This window comes from Micrococcus sp. HMSC31B01, assembly GCF_001816085.1.
In the GTDB taxonomy this organism is placed as follows: domain Bacteria; phylum Actinomycetota; class Actinomycetes; order Actinomycetales; family Micrococcaceae; genus Micrococcus; species Micrococcus luteus.
Genome location: NZ_KV825368.1, coordinates 1 through 1,481, shown reverse-complemented (window position 1 = coordinate 1,481; position 1,481 = coordinate 1). Strand labels below are relative to the sequence as shown.

Annotated in this window: 2 protein-coding genes; one reads left to right on the top strand and one right to left on the bottom strand. The window is 76.0% G+C overall.

The genetic code is table 11. The annotated features are described in order from the left end of the window. On the bottom strand, positions 1 to 635 hold a 635-nt coding region (locus tag HMPREF3105_RS10910), incomplete at its 3' end, for a phosphatase PAP2 family protein (RefSeq protein ID WP_070709605.1). A gap of 110 nt (positions 636 to 745) precedes the next feature. On the opposite strand from HMPREF3105_RS10910, the gene HMPREF3105_RS10905 reads away from it, so the two are divergent. Next, positions 746 to 1,432, top strand: a complete 687-nt coding sequence (locus HMPREF3105_RS10905; protein ID WP_036317999.1) for a hypothetical protein — start codon at positions 746 to 748, stop codon at positions 1,430 to 1,432. The last annotated feature ends 49 nt before the right edge of the window (positions 1,433 to 1,481 follow it).

Sequence of the window (1,481 nt, the reverse complement as noted above, 5' to 3'; positions counted from 1 at the left end):
GGCCGCGGTGCGCCGTCGTACCGGGCGAACGGCACGGCGAGCAGGCCCCAGGCGGCGGACACGAGCGCCGCGGCGGCCATGTCCGACGGCCGGTGCCAGGCCTCCGTGTAGGCGACGGCGCCGGTGCAGGAGCTCACCACGGCGCCGAGGACGGTGGTGAGAGGTCGCCACCGGGCGGGCACGAGCAGCAGCGCGGCCACCGCGGCGCCCGTCGCGAGCGTCATGTGGCCCGAGGGCAGTGAGTTGCCGCCGGACCACGGGACCCCGTCGGCGTGCTCGGGCCGCGGAAGCGCCGCCTTGAGCAGCTGCGTGGTGAGGTTGGACCCGGCCAGCACGAGGAGGGCGAGCAGCCCCCGCCGCCGCCACCGGGCCACGGCGAGCGCGCCGAGCGAGGCCAGCGCCATGCCGACCGCCAACGCGAGCGGCAGGATCCGCACCACCTGGGAGGTCACGTCCGGCACGGTGTCCGCGTAGCGCTCCTCGACGGCGCGGAACACCTGGTACTCGAGCACCTGGCCGGCGGAGGACCACACCAGGGCGGCGTAGACCAGCACGACGCCGGCCACGCACGCGGCCAGCGCCAGCCACCACGTCCACGAGGGGAGGCGGCGGGGGGCGCGGGCGGTGGGGGGCATGGGTTCCATTGTGTCGGACGCGCAGCCGTCATGCAGGCTTCATCGGACGGTCACGCCCCCGTCGCCGTCCCGTCCTCCGCGCCCCTGAGCCGCCTGCCTAGCCTGGGGCCATGACCCGCGTGCCCCCCGCCCACGGACATCGCCCGGCCCTCCGCGACTCCACCGGCTCGGCTCACGGCCCGGGCGTCGAGCCGGGCGCCCGGCCCCGTCTCTCGGCCGAGGACCTGCTGGCCGCCCGGGACGCCCTGGCCCCCTTCGGCCGGCTGAGCCGGCAGGAGCCCATCGAGTGGGCCGCCGAGGAGCCCCTCGCCCCGGACCTGGCCGACTTCTACCGCTACGTGGGACCGGAGTGGCTGGAGATCGACACCCTCGGCCTGCCCGTGATGTTCTTCCCGCTGGACCGCCTGTGGGACGAGCAGGCCGGCTACCGGTGGAACCCCCGAACCGGTGCGCTGCTGGTGGACTGGAACGACGACTGGACCGTGGTGGCCAAGCAGGGCGCCGACCCGTTCATCCACGCGGCCTCCACCGGCCAGGTGCTCATGGCCCCGGGAGACGAGGGCTGGGAGGACCGCCTGGACGAGCCGCGACCGGTCTTCCGGGACCTCACCGAGATGACCCGCGCGCTCGCGGCCGTGGGCACGGCGTGGGCGCGCTTCGACGACCCGTTCACCGCCGACTGGCATCTCACCGAGGAGGTGACGGCCGCCGTCGTCGCCGGCCTGGAGGGGGTGCTCGGCGCCCACGACCGCGCCGTGGACCTGGCCCGAGCCCTCGGCTACCTCCGCGCCGTCTGAGCGTCGGCGCCGACACAGACAGTCCCACCCCGCCGGCGCCCGTCGGAAC

Excerpts from the sequence above, each read along its gene's own strand:
- HMPREF3105_RS10905 (WP_036317999.1), top strand. The coding sequence starts at position 746 with ATGACCCGCGTGCCCCCCGCCCACGGACATCGCCCGGCCCTCCGCGAC.